Origin of the sequence: Bacillus sp. MUM 116, assembly GCF_001866655.1 — a bacterium.
In the GTDB taxonomy this organism is placed as follows: domain Bacteria; phylum Bacillota; class Bacilli; order Bacillales; family Cytobacillaceae; genus Neobacillus.
The window spans coordinates 19104-35209 of record NZ_MLYR01000057.1; the positions used below are offsets into that span (position 1 = coordinate 19104).

16 protein-coding genes and 2 pseudogenes are annotated in these 16106 nt (G+C 34.6%); 7 read left to right on the top strand and 11 right to left on the bottom strand.

Going from position 1 to position 16106, the window contains the following annotated elements; genetic code table 11:
* Nucleotides 1–15: 15 nt before the first annotated feature.
* On the top strand, nucleotides 16–747 hold the full coding sequence (locus BIV60_RS14825) for a YqcI/YcgG family protein (RefSeq protein WP_071356500.1): 732 nt from the start codon (nucleotides 16–18) through the stop codon (nucleotides 745–747).
* Between the two features lie 64 nt (nucleotides 748–811).
* Here BIV60_RS14825 and BIV60_RS28485 read toward each other — a convergent pair.
* A pseudogene (locus BIV60_RS28485) lies at nucleotides 812–1117 on the bottom strand (aldo/keto reductase); the annotation flags it as partial.
* 331 nt (nucleotides 1118–1448) lie between these two features.
* Here BIV60_RS28485 and BIV60_RS14830 point away from each other — a divergent pair.
* Nucleotides 1449–2144: a Dph6-related ATP pyrophosphatase gene (locus tag BIV60_RS14830; protein WP_071356501.1), complete on the top strand. Its 696-nt coding sequence runs from the start codon at nucleotides 1449–1451 to the stop codon at nucleotides 2142–2144.
* Between the two features lie 298 nt (nucleotides 2145–2442).
* Here the strand turns inward: BIV60_RS14830 and BIV60_RS28490 are convergent.
* From BIV60_RS28490 to BIV60_RS28495, 3 genes and pseudogenes are all read right to left on the bottom strand, one after another.
* Nucleotides 2443–2619: pseudogene (locus BIV60_RS28490) on the bottom strand (carboxylesterase); the annotation flags it as partial.
* Between the two features lie 468 nt (nucleotides 2620–3087).
* Entirely contained in the window at nucleotides 3088–3309 is a 222-nt protein-coding gene (locus BIV60_RS14835) for a YdbC family protein (RefSeq protein ID WP_071356502.1), read from the bottom strand.
* A gap of 282 nt (nucleotides 3310–3591) precedes the next feature.
* The gene (locus BIV60_RS28495; RefSeq protein ID WP_083402262.1) at nucleotides 3592–3777 is read right to left on the bottom strand and encodes a YolD-like family protein; all 186 of its coding nucleotides are present in this window, start codon (nucleotides 3775–3777) and stop codon (nucleotides 3592–3594) included.
* Nucleotides 3778–5149: 1372 nt separating this feature from the next.
* Here BIV60_RS28495 and BIV60_RS30465 point away from each other — a divergent pair.
* Both BIV60_RS30465 and BIV60_RS14845 read left to right on the top strand, forming a co-directional pair.
* Nucleotides 5150–5392 (top strand): 3-oxoacyl-[acyl-carrier-protein] synthase III C-terminal domain-containing protein, encoded by a 243-nt coding sequence (locus BIV60_RS30465; RefSeq protein ID WP_256218422.1) that lies wholly within the window; start codon nucleotides 5150–5152, stop codon nucleotides 5390–5392.
* Between the two features lie 532 nt (nucleotides 5393–5924).
* Nucleotides 5925–7022, top strand: a complete 1098-nt coding sequence (locus BIV60_RS14845) for a GerAB/ArcD/ProY family transporter (protein ID WP_071356504.1) — start codon at nucleotides 5925–5927, stop codon at nucleotides 7020–7022.
* Between the two features lie 723 nt (nucleotides 7023–7745).
* Here BIV60_RS14845 and BIV60_RS14850 read toward each other — a convergent pair.
* From BIV60_RS14850 to BIV60_RS14865, 4 genes are all read right to left on the bottom strand, one after another.
* Nucleotides 7746–8426 (bottom strand): hypothetical protein, encoded by a 681-nt coding sequence (locus tag BIV60_RS14850; protein WP_071356505.1) that lies wholly within the window; start codon nucleotides 8424–8426, stop codon nucleotides 7746–7748.
* A gap of 422 nt (nucleotides 8427–8848) precedes the next feature.
* The gene (locus BIV60_RS14855) at nucleotides 8849–10027 is read right to left on the bottom strand and encodes an NAD(P)/FAD-dependent oxidoreductase (RefSeq protein WP_071356506.1); all 1179 of its coding nucleotides are present in this window, start codon (nucleotides 10025–10027) and stop codon (nucleotides 8849–8851) included.
* 41 nt (nucleotides 10028–10068) lie between these two features.
* Nucleotides 10069–10485, bottom strand: a complete 417-nt coding sequence (locus tag BIV60_RS14860; RefSeq protein ID WP_071356507.1) for a DUF1641 domain-containing protein — start codon at nucleotides 10483–10485, stop codon at nucleotides 10069–10071.
* A 297-nt stretch (nucleotides 10486–10782) separates the two neighbouring features.
* On the bottom strand, nucleotides 10783–12273 hold the full coding sequence (locus tag BIV60_RS14865; RefSeq protein ID WP_083402263.1) for a L,D-transpeptidase family protein: 1491 nt from the start codon (nucleotides 12271–12273) through the stop codon (nucleotides 10783–10785).
* A gap of 319 nt (nucleotides 12274–12592) precedes the next feature.
* Between BIV60_RS14865 and BIV60_RS14870 the strand changes: the two genes are divergently transcribed.
* Complete coding sequence (locus BIV60_RS14870; protein ID WP_071356509.1) at nucleotides 12593–12814, top strand: DUF3896 family protein; 222 nt, start codon at nucleotides 12593–12595, stop codon at nucleotides 12812–12814.
* A 208-nt stretch (nucleotides 12815–13022) separates the two neighbouring features.
* Here BIV60_RS14870 and BIV60_RS14875 read toward each other — a convergent pair whose 3' ends face one another.
* The gene (locus tag BIV60_RS14875; RefSeq protein ID WP_071356510.1) at nucleotides 13023–13403 is read right to left on the bottom strand and encodes a MerR family transcriptional regulator; all 381 of its coding nucleotides are present in this window, start codon (nucleotides 13401–13403) and stop codon (nucleotides 13023–13025) included.
* A gap of 139 nt (nucleotides 13404–13542) precedes the next feature.
* On the opposite strand from BIV60_RS14875, the gene BIV60_RS14880 reads away from it, so the two are divergent.
* The gene (locus BIV60_RS14880; RefSeq protein WP_071356511.1) at nucleotides 13543–14310 is read left to right on the top strand and encodes an SDR family NAD(P)-dependent oxidoreductase; all 768 of its coding nucleotides are present in this window, start codon (nucleotides 13543–13545) and stop codon (nucleotides 14308–14310) included.
* Between the two features lie 79 nt (nucleotides 14311–14389).
* Here the strand turns inward: BIV60_RS14880 and BIV60_RS14885 are convergent, their stop codons facing one another.
* On the bottom strand, nucleotides 14390–14758 hold the full coding sequence (locus BIV60_RS14885; RefSeq protein WP_071356512.1) for a phage holin family protein: 369 nt from the start codon (nucleotides 14756–14758) through the stop codon (nucleotides 14390–14392).
* A 282-nt stretch (nucleotides 14759–15040) separates the two neighbouring features.
* Here BIV60_RS14885 and BIV60_RS14890 point away from each other — a divergent pair, with 282 nt between their 5' ends.
* On the top strand, nucleotides 15041–15595 hold the full coding sequence (locus tag BIV60_RS14890; RefSeq protein ID WP_071356513.1) for a hypothetical protein: 555 nt from the start codon (nucleotides 15041–15043) through the stop codon (nucleotides 15593–15595).
* A 311-nt stretch (nucleotides 15596–15906) separates the two neighbouring features.
* On the opposite strand, the gene BIV60_RS29735 is transcribed toward BIV60_RS14890, so the two are convergent.
* Nucleotides 15907–16106: hypothetical protein (locus BIV60_RS29735; RefSeq protein WP_071356514.1), on the bottom strand; the 200-nt coding region annotated here is incomplete at its 5' end.

The following is a 16106-nucleotide window of genomic DNA, read 5'->3' on the forward strand; positions in this document are numbered from 1 at the left end:
TAGGAGGTGATGATGATGACCAGACTTTATATGGATGATCCTTCACTTCGAAATCAACTTGAGGAATGGGAAAGAAATGCCCTGGAGAAATTCTCAGTTAAAATGAGCGATAAAGAAAAACCATTTCCCTGTATCCCTGCTACTATAGGGTTCTCAAAAAATCAGCTGCGCTACGCTTTTATTGGAGATCCAAGAGAAAACTCCACAATATACGAACTAGCAGAAATTTTAAGTAGATATACAGAGGTTGCAAGGGAAATTGGCAGCTACACTTCATTAATTGTTTTTTATAAAACCCCAGATTCCTTAAAATCTGCGTATGCTGTTGAGGACTATGAACGATTATTTTGGAAAAATCTTAGCAGTTTAAGTGCTTTAGACCCTAATGAATGGCCAGAGGATATTCCCCCCGACCCCCATCATCCTATCTGGGAATTTTGTTTCAATTCTGAAAAGTATTTTATGTATTGTGGAACACCTGCGCATGTGAATCGACAGAGCCGGCATTTTGAAAATCTAATACTCGCCATAACACCACGCTGGGTACTTCAGGAGTTTAATAGGTCACAAAAATTTGCCAAGAATATTAAAACACAAGTACGAAAAAGGCTGGAAAAATATGATTCTATTGCAATTCACCCGGATTTAAATAGCTATGGCTCTGAAGACAATTTCGAATGGAAACAATATTTTCTTCGGGATGATGATACTTCATTGTCAAAATGTCCTTATCATCGTCATCATTAAATGGAGAAGGGGGGGCTCTCCCCCATTGTATTAATGTTAAAGTCCAATAGGGTCAGATCCCATTTTAAAATTCTTCATAAACAGCTGGATCTTGATTGTTAATCCTGCCATTAGGGCGAGTTAATTCAGCAACCATGTTCATTTCAGAATTATCTAGGGAAAAATCAAAGATTGATATATTTTAAAGTTGTCGAAAAGGTGATGAAGATTTAGGAATGGAAATGGCGCCAAGCTGATAATGCCAGCGTAAAATTACTTGTGAAATAGTTTTATCATGATTTTCAGCAATCTTTTGAAGTGTTTCATTATACAGCACTTCATTCGCTCGAGCTAATGGACTCCAGGATTCTGTTACAATGTTATCTTTTTTTTACTATTTTAAGGGTATCATAACGAAGGATTAATTTCATTTTTTTGAATTATTCAATGAATCTTATTGTTGAATTTTACTATAACCTTTTGTTTCTTAAATTAGGATAAGTCTATCCCCTATTCCACTGACCTACCCTTTAGCCAATCAGAAAATCTCTCTATCAGTAAAGCTTCATTACAAAATATGTAAAAGTTGCTTTTGATCAACGTATTTTAAATCAAATATGAACCAATCTCTTATAAATAGGTGGACGCCACAATATATTGGTCAGTAGAATAACTATAGAGAAAGAAGATGATTTAATAATCATCTGAGAAAGGATGAGACCATGGAAGAAACAAGCCTTGAAAAAATCGTCGTTGCCTTTTCATCCGGAAAAGACTCCGTTTTTTTAGTCAACCAATTGTTAAAGGATCAAAGGTATAAAATCATATCGTTAGTGACAACCTGTACGAACAATGGAAACGTCACCAGTCACCACATTGATGAACAGCTAGTAGAAAAACAAGCGGAAGCCATTGGACTGCCTCTATACAAAATAAAAATGAGCGATTTTACCACGGAAAACTTCGAAGATGGTTTAATCAGTACAATGGTTTATTTCAGACAACATTTCGGAGTAACGAAAATCGCATATGGTGACTTATTTTTGGAAGAGGTCAAGACCTATAAAGAAAAATTACTCGCAAGACACGGATTTGAATTGCTGGTACCACTATGGGGACGGAATACGAAAGCATTAGCTCGACAAATGGTGGAAGAAGGATGGAAAGCTGCCGTCATATCCATCGATTCAACGAAATTGTTTTCCGATTTTTTAGGAAAAACCTTGACAAAAGAATGGCTAGAAGCATTACCTTCTGATGTAGATCCATGCGGAGAGTACGGCGAGTACCATACCTTTGTATACCATGGACCTATCTTTCAACATCCTATTCCAATAGAAATCGACTATCAAATTATAAACGAAAGGGATCGTTGGAAATTTGTTGGAATTAAATTAAAAGGTGAGGAAGGTATGTGATGATGATTTCGAAGTAGCATGTACGACCTCATCTCAAACAGTTGTGATTCGGCACCTGATGTTCCGCTCACAAAAATGACTGCATATAAGGATAAGTCCGAGATATGTCCAAAAACGGCATGATAGATAGAATAAAAATGTAAAAAGGGCTCAAGGGCCCTTCATTTATGCTTTCTTTAAGTTCTATCCCTAGCTTTCCATCTTAAGGTTGAGGTGGTTCTTCTAAATCAATGACTTAATCGCCTTTAATTCACTCCTTACATTTATCCAACAATGTCTGGACACTTTTATAAGAGGCTCACTTTTTCATGAGACTGCATCGATACCATTCAGCCGCAGCTTCTACTTCCTCTAGTGTTAATTGGTGGCCACGATTCTCCCAATAAATTTCTACTTTCGCATGAGCATTATCTAATAAAGATTGTAATTCAGCAGATTCCATTGGCGAGCAGATTGGATCATTTGTTCCAGCCGAAAAAAGCGTCTTGGAATAATACACCTATCTTTACAGGAAATATGGATTTTGATGTGATTTTTTCCTTAAGATTAGATCTGAAAATGCAAAATATTAGGTATAGCTACTTTATAGGAAGGGTTGGTGATTTGGTTGTCGCTATATGAAAAACTTTCACTGATTTACTGCTCCAATTTTATGATGAAGTAAAGAATAACATTAATAAAGGAGACGTCTCAAAAGCTTTGTATTATGAGCTAGGGTTGATTATAGAAGCGTCGGCGAAACGAGGAATTATATTAGAAAAACCAGTAGATTTTAAAGAATTAGTTGACCAACAATTGTTTTTGTCCTTTTGTTTAGCCAATTAACAGAAACAGGGTTACTTATAATATAAAGCGCCCTTTCAAGAAAAGAGCTGCCTAATAAAAGCAGCTCGAAACAATACGCCAACCCTTTTCTGGGCGTTTTCTTCTTATTCCCCTGGATTTATAAGTTCAAACCGTTCAATATTTCCTTTAACTGTATTAGCTCTTCCGTTGTAAATGTAACGCCTTTTCCCATCTTTACATGCTCCGAATCCCAATCACGTAAATCATATTTTGGTTCTCGCCCATTCCAACTAATAAGATTTAACTCTTTTTTCCAACCCTTTGCTCCCTCAGAAATTGTTCCTATGTTTTCTTTTATTTCAAATTTTAAATCTGCCACACTTATTCCCTCCAAATTATTATTGTCAGTATTATAAATGATTCTCCTTGGCGTAGTTTGACCAACCAAAATAAAGAATATAAAATTTGTATTAATCGTAACAAGGGGTACTACTTATCAAATTGCAATTTGTACAAATAAAGCACCTCCCAAAGTATGATACGAATTGAGCATATCCGATTTTGAAAGCATTTTATTTAGAAATAATTATGTAAAATGGGTGACAATCTAATCAACGACAATCACTCCGACAACATAATTGAAACTAATCCGGTGAAATGCTCAATCCCCCGCTTCAATTTGCAGCTGGTGCGTCAATGGGGTGATATTATGAACCCGCCCTTTTATATCCGATGTGAAGCCGTCTAACCAAAACATAATAATTACCGCTAGGCTATATTCCATTGCATAAGCTATCCGCGAATCAAACTCATCGAGCTCATAGTCGTCGACAATCGGCTTTGCTATCCGTTACTCGTCGCGCCACAAATCAGGCTGCCCCTTTATTAGTTCCAGCAAACCATACGCAAATTTCCATTTCTTCATACCGCTGTCACGAATTGTCATATTGGTCATCTCCTTCGTTCAATATGAATATAAAATAAAAACGCCTATCTTCATTAGAGCACGTAAAAAATCTTAACTTTCTATGTACTTAACATTTGCAAAAGGAACTAAAATCGTATGTCCTAAGCTATAGATTCCCACGTATCATGTAAGGAAATAAATATTAATTCTACTTCTGTCCCGTCATTAAAATGAACGGTTACATAAGAACCTTGCAAAAAATTAGACATCCGTCTTCACCTCCCCTTTTATCATTTTCCTTGAACTAAAATATTGTTAAATAAAAAAACGCCACCAGTTTTAGGTGACGTAATGATTATCATTTATTTAAATACGTAATTAAGCGATGAGTCGGAGCTTAAACAATTTTGATTGCCATATACGTCATTTGCACATAACGAAAGACCATATTCATATGCGAATGAACGAGTCCGCTCCAAGCTAAACGGAGATTGCAACCGTTCATAATGTAAAACAACGCGACTGTATGTCGCAGTGTGATTGCGGGCTGACTCGTTTATCGGTTGTTTTCTCGACTTGTCCATACAATCGTAAGTTATCTCGGTTAATATACTGGCTAATTTTTTTCATCTTCGTAAGAAAGAAAACGTATTCATTACCGAAGTCCTCAGTTTCGTGCATATATTCGCTTAATAATTTCGCTGTTCTCGTAGAGATTGGAACAATCGACCAACCCTCATTTTTGTGTTCGCAACTTTTAAACGAATAAACATTGTTTTAAAATCGTATTTTGCCGTTTCATATCGACTGGCTCGCACACTCGAACCATTGTATCGAGATGGGGCATCTCAATTACCCTGATCTACTTATATTTCGGAAGGAATATTTTCCCATTCCTTTTTTATTTCTTTGGGATTGCGCCCAAAACGGTCAATTGATTTTATATAAAGTAGGCCCAGAGGGACTGGTGGTCTCAAGCAGTTTTGAAGACTCCACACCCTAATTGCTAATTATTACCATTTGCAACCACAGTATAATCCTCGCCAAATCTACTATTAATATGTTTTTATTTAGTTTTTCACTAGTATTTTTCTAATTAAATCACTAGTATAATTTTCAAATTCGCAAATAATAGAACATTACTTTGATGAGGTAGCGGTATTGGTTGAAAGAGATGAACAATCAAAAAGTTTCATTGGATCCATCTAGGGAGTGATGGGAGAGGAGCACAACATGTATATCGTTCTGGACTATCAAAAAAGGTCTATGGGATTGAGTTGATTGGTTTATACCTCACAGTGCTAACTTTAGGTTGATAGAGCCAATTTGTGTAAAATTAGAATATCCAATGGAAAAAACTCTTTATAGTTTGGTGAACTTTGGAAATACCACTGCTGCTACAATTCCTTTAACTCTTGATCTTGGAATCCGTGAGAGAAAAGTTAAAAATGGTGATCGAGTTCTTTTGTACGGTTTTGGTGCTGGTTTGGTTCATGCTGAACAACTTTTAGAAATAAATTTTGACGAGCAAATTAATGCCCCAACTCTATTGTAACTTAAAATTGAGCATGTTAACTAACAAGTAAATTTTGTTTATGAACAGACACTGTTTTATTCCACAATCATGCGATTGTGGAATAAAACTTAGATTTTCAAACGACTTTATTGCTAAAACATCCTTTATAAATAATTTAACAACTTTATTTTACCCCCATCCAAAACAGGACGGGTGTATGCAATAAAAAATATTACACTTAAATAACTTATTGTAAATCATGCCATTTCCTTATTGAGAGTGGTGACAGCTTCGCTAGTACCCCCCCATATAAATGATCCATTATCGCAACATGATTCATAATTATTCCATATAAGGAAAAGATAAATATAGACCCAATTATTAAGATTTACCTTCCTTAACTAGCCTTTTTTAGAACTAATCTATACACCGCGAATGGTGAACCTTAAGATTGCTCTTATTGAAGCAATCAATCTCAATGATCATAAGCTTCAAGTGCATAAAATCCTAAATATTTTCACTTGAGTAAAAAGCAAAAAAGTGATTGACATAAGAACCGGAGGAAGGCTTAATGGAACAAATAATGCCTGAAAAAGCAAAAATATCGGCTTTTTTAGTTTTTTTTCTGATCCATAAAATGCAAGTTGGCATAGGGGTTCTTGGCTTCCAGCGCATTATTGGATTAACTGCAGGATACGATGCCTGGATTTCCGTTATAATTTCCGGTTTAAGCATCCATATCATTCTATGGATGATGTACAAAATCGCAGAAACAGCAGATGGCGATATTTTGACAGCTCATACCGTCGTATTTGGGAATAAAATAGGCAAACTCATATCCCTTCCACTGGTTATCAATTTTCTTCTTGTCGCTGTCACTGTTCTTAGGTCTTTTATAGAGGTCATTCAAGTGTGGATGTTTCCGGATCTTAGTACGTTTTGGTATTCTCTAGCGTTTTGCTGTTTAGCAATTTATATCGTTTTTGGAGGGATTAGAACCATAACAGCTGTGGCGTTTTTTGGATTTCTTCTTCCCGCTTATTTAGTTTTCACTTTTCTATTTACGATACCATATGCTGATTTCAGGAACCTCCTTCCAATTTTTGACCACTCAATTAAAGATCTGGTTATGGCATCTTATCAAATGTCCTTTAGCTATTCTGGCTATTGGATACTATTGTTTCTTTATCCATTTATCAAAGAACCGCAAAAATCAAAAAAATGGGCCCATTTGGCTGTTCTTCTTGCCACGATTGCCTATACATTTCTTACAATTTTAACCTTTGCTTATTTTTCTGAAGGACAGTTGCAAAAAAACATATGGCCAACCTTAACGATGTGGAAAATAGTAGAGATGCCCTTTGTTGAAAGATTTGAATATATTGGCATTGCCACTTGGACTATTGTCCTTCTTCCTAATTTTTGTATTTCCTTTTGGTGTGCCAGTCGTATTATAAAAAAGGTGACCAACTTGAAGCAAAAATATGGGGTTCTTATGATATCTATGATTGTATTAATAATCATTAATTTTTTAAGGACAAGGCAACAAATTAATACGTTAACTACCTATATGGGAAAAATAGGATTTATTATAGATTATGGATACATTCCGTTACTCTTCTTTCTAATATTGATTGTGAAGAGAGTGAAGAAAAAATATAGAACATGATGATACCTATTTTCACATTTTTGTTTTTTGATAACTTTTGTAAAAGGAGATCATGTTATCTAGAAAACGGTATATGTAGTCATTAAATAAAGTTTGATTTAAAATCCCTCACGGACCAGTATTTTACGTAAATAATAAGCATTCATTTTGAAAAATAGATTGGTCAAAATGGATGCTTATTTAGTAAATTTTATGTTTGATTATTTTTCACCCATGTTGCTCAACAATCGCACCCGATTCTTGAGTAAGCTACTGCATAATTTCACTTTTCACTCATCTTCAAAGCGTCATTCTTGGCGCTTTTTTATTTCACACTATTCATGAAGATTGAGTTCTATTCTCACAATCTGCACAATTTTTTCGTATTGTGCATGAAAGGTTATATTTTTTTGAAAATTTGCCCAGACTGACTTTAACCAAGTTACCCTCAATGAACTTGGCCCCCTACTTTAAAGTCCATCCTTAATCATTCAAAAATCTCTCTGCAACCAGGTTAAGGATGGAACACCATCTCTAACTTACCTACTCAAAAAAACCTGGTAATCCCAGAAGCCTCTTTTTTGTTAAATTCCTGTATTTCACTTTATTTATTAAATAATCCTTCTCGGATTCTAAACTTTACCAATATTACATAATACAAAGGTGTTGGACGCTAAGGATCACCTTCCCGCTGAAAGCGTCATTTATTTTGCCCTTTTTTGTGTATCTGGATTTTGCTTTTCATCAAAATGCGACCTTTAATCGATTGGTTAATATGTCCGTAAACCTTCTTTTCATAAAGGCATTTTTAAAAATCTCTTCACCTGAAATCTTTAATAATTCATTTTTTGTGATACCAAGATCATTTTCAAGGAAATCGATTCCTAAATCCTCTTCATAAACTTGAATAATATATTTTGCAGCCTCCTCTGGAGAGCTGAAAACATGAAAGGACACTGCGGTTGCATTTATTTTCAACCAATCTCCATTAAAACCCTCGGTCCATCTTTTTAATTTTTCAAGACATAAATGATGTTCTTCATCCCAACTTTCTTCTAATGAGAAATATAACTTCTCCATTTTGGTAATCAGGTCTATGTTTTCTGGATTTTCATCCTTGAATTCTTCCAATAAATCCAACAGGTCATCATCAAAATAATATTGGTACTCCATTTCAGGTTTTATGATTCCAATAAAAGCTGTTGGAAGATAAATGAATTTTAAAAATCCGAGGACACTTTGTGGGTTAGGATAAACAGCCCAAGCATTTTCTGATTGATCACTATAAGCGTTAAGGATTACAGGGTTAATAATAAGAGAATTTTGCGATATTGGTTGGTTGTCGAATAGGCCATCCCATAATTCTTCTTCTTGCCTTATTTTATTTCTCCAATAGTCTGCAATTAAATATTTGTTTTGTTTCATACGCCCTCCTAACCAATTGAAGGATTCTTCCTTGTTATTTATCCCATTTATTATTATATTCCTAAATTCTTCAAGTAAATCAAACCACTAAAAAAGAGGTGCCAGTGACAAAATATAATGAATTATGCCGTGACACACTCTAAGCTGTTTAAATGAAAATAAAAACGTCTTAAAAAATTTACTTCCTAATTATATTCTACTTTTTGGGTAAATTTCCTTTTTCTATATTAAAACTAAAAATAAGATACTACATCTTTCTGATGTGAATCTGAGAAAAACACTGTATTAATTACTTTGAAAAAAGAAAACCACAGTGTTGTCGGGACACTGTGGTTTAATAAGAAAGCCATAGTTATTATAGTACTAAAGGGTTATCCATTGCAACAATTTTACTTTAGCACTTTAGAGTTATAAAAAACAAATTAATAAGCTAAGCTGAACAATGCTTTAATATGTGTTAAGTAACGAACATTACTTGCTTCTTTCATTAAGGATGCTGGCATGCCTTTTAGTGGAATAGCATTGGCACCAATGGACGCAACAGCATCTTTACGTCCTAAGCTTGCTAGGGTTCCTGAGTTAACTTGAGAAAACTCATTAAAGGATTTATTTTCCAAGAATGCATATACATTATATCCAGTTTGCTCACCCATTTGCCAAGCAATTTGCGCAGTTGGCGGGAATGGACGACCTTCTGGGCCAAAGACAACGGCACTGTCACCGACAACAAATACATCTTTATGGGATGTTGATTGTAGAAATTCATTTACAGTTGCACGGCCACGGTTTACTTCAAGACCAGATTCACCAACTAGAGGATTACCTTGTACCCCACCGGTCCATACAAATGTATTGGCAACAATCTTTTGTCCATCTTTTAAATCGATAACATTTCCTTCTACATTTGTTACAGGTAGGCCTGTTAAGAATTGAACCCCACGTGATTCAAGACTTGCAGTTGCGCGTTCAATTAAAGCATCTGGCAATACTGGTAGAATTTTCGGACCTGCTTCTACTAGAAGTAATTTCACTTCTTTTGGATCTACACCATAGCTTCTAGCAAGCTTCGGCATAATATCAGCGATTTCACCAACTAATTCAACACCGGTTAATCCACCGCCGCCAATCAAGATAGTTGCATCTGCTTCATTTTTCGTTTTAGCATATTCACTTATGCGTTCTTCGATATGTTGATAAATTTTATTGGCATCATCCGCAGATTTTAAAACCATACTGTTTTCTTCTAATCCTGGGATACCAAAGTAAGCAGTTTTGCTTCCCAATGCAACAACAAGTGCATCATAAGTTAAATTAGAGCCATCTGAAAGCTTAACCTCTTTTTTATCAACGGAAAAAGATTCAACTTTTGCGATTCGAAGATCAATATCTTTTCCTTTAAATAGTTTCGCTAAAGGCATCGCTACTGCTTGTTCAGCAACGTTTCCTGCAGCTAAACGATGGAGTTCAGTAATGATTTGGTGTGTAGGGAATTGATTCACTACCGTAACTTGTGCTTGATCTTTATTTAAATATTTACGAATATTGATTGCAGCTAATAGTCCGCCATAACCGGCACCTAAAATGACGATTTTCTTTGACATAGTATTTCCCCCGTCCTTTTGGATGATAATATAATTAAGAATTATTTATTTGAACGTTTTGCAGAAACTTCAAGGAATGCATTAAAGAAACGGAAAAGTTTCTGAGCTTGTGGGTCTTTCATCATTTTCAAAAGTCCAAAAAGGCCGATTACTTCATTGCTTTCTTCCGCACGGTCTTTTGCTTCAATAATTGTTGCAGCAAGGTTTTTCACAGAATCTTTAACTGGTTCTGCAATTTCCTTAATGGCTCCAACTGTATCATTTTTTAAGATCTCATCCGTTGCAACAGATTGTGCAAAATCATAAGACTTTGTTAATAAGTTCACAAGTTCAGTCAGTCTTGGAAGCTGTTCCACTAAAGTGGTTAATGATTCCTGAACCTCAGGGTTTAATAGCTGGTCAAGCACATCGAGTCGTTCTTGTTTTGCGTCTACAGGTTTTTCCATAACATCTAACATATCGAATTCCCCTTTCGTTTGGCAGCAGATAAAAAAATTGGTTAGCAGTCTATATTTCTATTAGCCTGCCTTTTCATCTTGTTGGTAAAGAAATGAATTTTAAACACTATTAACACAATAATAAAATGATATCACAATTTAAAATTGTATACCTATTAACGAATAATTTCAAGTATATCTCTAGGAATTTTAATCTTTTTCAAGGCTTTTTTTTAAAAACGATTGCGATCGCAAAAAAAGCCCTCTGCTGAAGGCTTCAATCTGCTTTTTTATTCCAATTTTATATATACCATTTCCTTAATAAACAATAACCGCCTCATTTTGAACCAGGTTCGCATAAACAGTCTGCATGACATCTGGCTTGATGTTCACACATCCACCAGATCCATTGGTTAGATAGGCATTACTCGCCCAGTTACTCCGCCAACCGGCATCATGAAACCCAACACCACTCAAGGTAAAAGGTGCCCAATAAGTTACTTTTACAGAGTAATTCGGGTTACCCACTTCGCTGCCTCTCAGAATAGATGGGGATTTTTTATAATGGACATACCAAACGCCTTTTGGAGTGTCTTGATTCACTCCATGCCAGCCTGTTACAACTGGGGTTGTCACTTTTAATTGGCCATTTTTATAAATCCAAATCCGTTGGTCCTTAAGGGACACTTCTGCATATGTATCACCAATACCATTATTGGTAGTTACATGATAGCCCACGCCGTACGTACTCCATCCCTTACCATAAATATTATAGGCTGTAATCGATTTATCTCCTTTTTCAAATGCTTTCACAATCCGCTTCGTTTCTTCATCGACATCGATTGCCCAGCCGTAGGACTCTCCTTTTACGGAAATAACCTTTCCTGATTGGGTTTTAAATTTGTAATTTTTATTTAAGGTTGATTTGGACCGATTCAATTCGTCAATCTTGTCTTTAATTCCGCTCGGGTCAATTACATACTGCATTTTTTTAGAAAGGGATGCATTTTTAATAACTTCGCTGCCTTTCATTGTATGAGGTTGCCCCTGAAGTACGTAATCAACGTTTCGAAGCAATAGCTCCTGCAACATTTTTTCTTCCTTTTTTACAACTTCACGATCTGCTTTTTTGGACTGTATGTATACAGGATTCAAATGGATGACACGATTATATGCCTTTTTCTGATATTCCTTAACAGTTCCGTCGACATCAATGAGCCTTCCGTCTTTGCTATCTGGTGTAATAATCTTTCCATTTTTCATAAAGACCAACGAATCCTTGGAACCTTTTAAACTTGTATTTATTGTATTTAGCTTATCCTCTAAGATTTTCTTCATGGTTTGGCTATGGTACGAATCTGCTTTAACCGGCACAAGCGAATAATGTTTTGCCTTCGATGAAGGAAAAAATGTTTTTTGCTGTTTTAATATTTTCTTGACATTGGTCAGGTCTTTATTGGAAAACCCCGATTTAGTATCTTTTCCATTAAATATTTTTTCCTTTCCAATATAGATATCATTTTTTAATACGGATGATTCTAGTTTATTCAGAGCTTTGGCAGCAGTCATTCCCCCTACTTTTACTTCATTGATGGCAATATTCTTATTGAAATAACTTGCCTGATGATATAAAAATCCTGCAACTACAGAAGCAATCAGCAATATCGCAACAATGATTATTGTTTTCCAGTTAAAGAGCTGTTTAAACGGAATAAATTGCTTTCTATGTATTTGTCTGACTGGTAAATAAACTGCATTTCTCAAAGACGTCTCCTCCCTAATGTAAATCAATTCCTTACATTTCTCCATTGAATTAGTACTATTGTATTTGATTGATCATTAGGAAATTTGTCGTAATTTGTATAAAAATAAATTAAATTTTTACAAAATTAAAAAGGATTTGACAGGGAGCGAGGTAGTGCTTTTCTTTAAAGGGCAAAGGCCTCAAATCTGTACCAATTCCGTAACGAAGACGACACCATTTCGCAACAGCTACAATGCTCCTTATATCACTTCGTGGATTAAAATAAATGTAACAAAAAAGATACCGCTTACAATTTACCATTCAAGACATTAGTCTATGGGTTTTAAGCTAATATTCTATTTTTATATGAAAGGATGTTGAAGTATGGATTATTTAGAGGTAATCTTATGTCTTGAAAAAAATAAAATGAATTTGGTAAAGATGTTAGAGGCTCAAAACCTATCCAATGAGCAATTGGAATCCATCCAGCACTCGATTGATAACTATAATTATATTATTGAATTAACAGAGATGAATTATTTTGAACGGGGAAGTTTACCGAACAAAAAGACAGAGCATGTTTTGAAAAAAAGATTGATCCAGTAGTTTATTCCCTCATTACCATTTTCATTCTCTGTGGTGAAGCGTTGATTTTTGCGCTTCATGGATGGCTAACGGGTGCTTTAGTTCAATAACAATTAATTAAGGAACGCACATATTAAATACATCTAATACATGCGTTCCTTTTATTATGTTTTTACGTTATTTACCCTAAATATAATAATACTAAAGAATATTTCATTTTCATATAATATTATGCTTTTGTATCTACTTCATTTCTTTTCAAAATCATTTCTTTATATGAAGTAATTTTATGTTCTAACATTTTATTCGTTTCTTTCAGTGTCTTTAACTGGTTTTCGATGGAACTTTTATGATCTTCTAATAGTTTTAATCGATTAATTGCTGTATGTTCTCCTTCAGTATACAAGAAGGCATACTCTTTGATTTTTGTGATCGGCATTTGCGTCTCTTTTAATTTTAAAACAAATTTTAGCCATTGAAGATGCGATTCAGTATATTTTCTTTCTCCATTTTCATTCCGATCTGGAAGAATGATATTCTCTTTTTCATAGTAACGTAATGTATGTGTACTAACTCCTACTAGTTGTGCCACTTCGCCAATTGTATACATAAAACCCTCCATTTTTAACCAATGCTAATCAAGTGTAAAAAATAGGCTTGACTTAGAGTTTACTCTAACCACTATAATAAATCCGTAAAAGTTAACAATCAATTTTTGTTAGTATAACAAAATATTAGGAGGCAATAAAATGAAAAAATATACAGTTATTTCAGGTGCAAGTTCTGGTATTGGTTACGAAACAGCTCTTGCTTTTGCTGCTCGCGGTAAAAATTTAGTCATTGTGGCACGTAGAACTGAGGAGCTTGAAAAACTAAAAACAGAGATCGTGAAAGTAAATGCAGAATTAGATGTCGTTATAAAAACAGTTGATTTATCAAATACGAAAAATGCTTATACATTATATGAAGATTTAGAGGGATATGAAATTGAAACGTGGATTAATAACGCAGGATTTGGTAATTTTGCATCAGTTGGAGATCAAAATTTAACTAAAATTGAGACAATGCTTAATTTAAATATCGAGGCTTTAACTATTTTAACTTCTCTTTATGTGCGTGACTATTCATCAGTTGAAGGAACACAATTAATTAACGTTTCATCAGGCGGGGGTTATACGATTATTGGAAATGCCATCACATACTGTGCTTCTAAATTCTATGTAAGTGCCTTTACTGAAGGGCTTGCACATGAATTAAAAGAAAAAGGTGCAAGCATGCAAGCAAAAGTATTAGCTCCTGCTGCAACTGAAACTGAATTTGCAAAAGTATCGAATGATTTAGAAGAAAATGTTAAGTTTGAAGGACTTCTTCCTAAATACCATACAGCCAAAGAAATGGCTGGATTTATGCTTGATCTTTACGATAGCGAAAAAGTAGTTGGAATTGTAGATGGTCTTACTTATGAATTTCAATTAAAAGATCCAATTTATCCTTATGCAGTAAGAATGAGAAGCTAATAAGATTGATTTATCATCGTTATTCAAAAATTTCTGGATCATTATCCTTATAATTTTACGTATATAAAAAAGTTCTTTACTAATTGTAATATCCTATTAAAAAGAGGTTCTTCCATAAGGAGAACCTTTCATATATTTGTTCAACTAACGGATTCTTTAGTTGAACAAGTTTCGGATTTACAAGGAAAATTACACCGTCTCTAATTACTGCAGCTATTCCAATGCTGCTTTTATAGGAATCGTTTTTCTTAGCCACACGGACACCGACAACGTAGTCCGAAAAGACGATTATCGCCAATGCTGCAGCAATATAAATATGCATCATCTCAAATCCCTTAGCTTGAAGCATTGAATCAAAAAAAGCTCCTACCGTACCGGTTAGAGCTCCTAAGACAAGGCTTTTATTCACAATCATCTTCAGAAAAACACTTATTAAATTATCAAACATAACTCACTCTCCTATTACAAAATAAAAAGAGCCCCGAAAGGACTCGATAATGTGAAACTTTTTTTATTTATTCATACTACCTTTTTCTCGTACAGGTGATTGTAAAGGAACCGCAGGTGCTAATTCAATTAGGGTTTAGTTTCGTATTTCCAAAAAGCCTTTTACCATTACTATTTTTCAGGATAGTAGTACAATTATTCACATTCTAGTTTGTGTTTCTCAATTTGCCAACTGTAACAATGGACAAATGACTATTATAAAATATGGCAGGAGGTATTTTAAATGGATTATGGCTTTAGCGGTTATAACCGTCAACATCCCAGCATTCATCCAATTTTAGATCAAATTTTGGAAGGGTGGACTGGGGAACCTAAAAATACTGTTTATTTGTTAATCAATAAATATGGTTTACCTAATGAAGCAAGTTCAAGAAGAATGATCTGGTATAACAATGGTCCTTGGGAGCGTTCGATTGTTCATCTTGATACAGTACCTCATAACACTCCGACTCCCCATCTTGATTATTTAGAACAAACCATTGATTATAAAGTACCTGTTCAATTTTTTGATGAATTAGCACAGTTTGATGGTAGTTTATATCCAAACCGAACGGCAGGTGAAGCAACTGCTAAATGTGATCAAGAAGCAGCGAATTTTATGGCTTTAAATTTGATGAACGACATTGTGAATGGCAAACGAACCGTAGAAGATGCACGTCGTGCTGCTGTTGAAATTGAAAAAGGTTTTCGATTAAAGGGTCAATCATCACCTTACACCACAGGATTCCTATTCCCAAAACAATCTCATACTGCTGATCCCGATGTCGCCGCTTTTTAAGGCAAACTAAAACGGCGGGTTGGTTCCATTATTGGATATGTAATGTCTTAATATAATTATTTTTCTTTACCTAACCTGCCATATTAGTTTAAGAAGAAAATCAACCACATTCTATATAAGAGCCTAATGCTTTAACAGATGTTTTAAAAATAAATCTCCCTTGCAGTTACATGTTGCAAGTATATTTCTTTATATTTTTCTTTAGGACTTTTGCATATAATGTAGGAAAAATTTTTATCGTCCTACAATTGTGGTGCGAACAAGTGTTCGCATAAAAGAAGCACCCATATTGGGATGCTAAAATATAATATTTAATGGCTTTGATAAGCAATTTTCTCTAAATTTCGAACCGCGATCTCCATTGCATCTTCCATGTCCTTTGCGAGTCCTTCAGCTAAGAAATCCCTGTTCGGTGTTTTACCGTTGTCATAAATATTTAAGTAAACTTCAAATCTGTCTTCAAATTCAACAATAATATAATCTACCATATCATCGTGAGAATTAATCATAA